Origin of the sequence: Acidiplasma aeolicum (assembly GCF_001402945.1) — an archaeon.
Classification (GTDB): Archaea; Thermoplasmatota; Thermoplasmata; order Thermoplasmatales; family Thermoplasmataceae; genus Acidiplasma; species Acidiplasma aeolicum.
Genome location: NZ_LKBG01000202.1, coordinates 1 through 639 on the forward strand (window position 1 = coordinate 1; position 639 = coordinate 639).

General features: G+C 39.0%; 1 protein-coding gene. It reads left to right on the forward strand.

Annotation, left to right across the window (positions count from 1 at the left end):
- The coding region (locus tag AOG54_RS04530) for an acyl-CoA dehydrogenase family protein (RefSeq protein ID WP_269082560.1) at positions 1–639 on the forward strand (639 nt) is incomplete at both ends.

Genomic DNA, 639 nt, shown 5'->3' on the forward strand with positions numbered 1-639 from the left:
GGCTTGATAATGCTGCAGCAGCATGTGGGATTGCAAGAAAGGCTTATTTAGAGGCGTATTATTATTCAAAGAAGAGAAAAACCTTCGGTTCATTGCTTATAGACCATCCCGGTATTAAACGGGACCTGCTGGATATGGAGATACTCTTGGAGGGTTCCCTTGCACTGACGTTTAAAACCATTGATCTCTTTAATAAGTCCATAAAATCTGAACCACCATATGACGGTGATTATAATTATACAAGGTTAATGACGCATATTGTAAAAAACATTACAGCAGAGTCATCATCAATTATTACAGAAATGGCCACTGAACTCCATGGCGGTATAGGATTTTTATCCGAGTTTCCAATAGAACGGTGGCACAGGGAGGCCTTAATAACACCTATATGGGAGGGTGCAAGCAATATACAGGCACTTGATATGCTTGAGGCAATCCAGAGGAAGGAGGCACACATTAAAATGCTTCAGGACTTTAATAGAATGGTTAATGAAATTAAGGATGGAAAAGACACTGCAAGTTCCTGTTACACCATTATTAATGAATCCATTGACAGGATTATATCCATGGATAATATGGAGTCACAGTTCCATGCAAAGTATTTAATGGATTTAATTGGCAATTCAATGGCCAGCATTC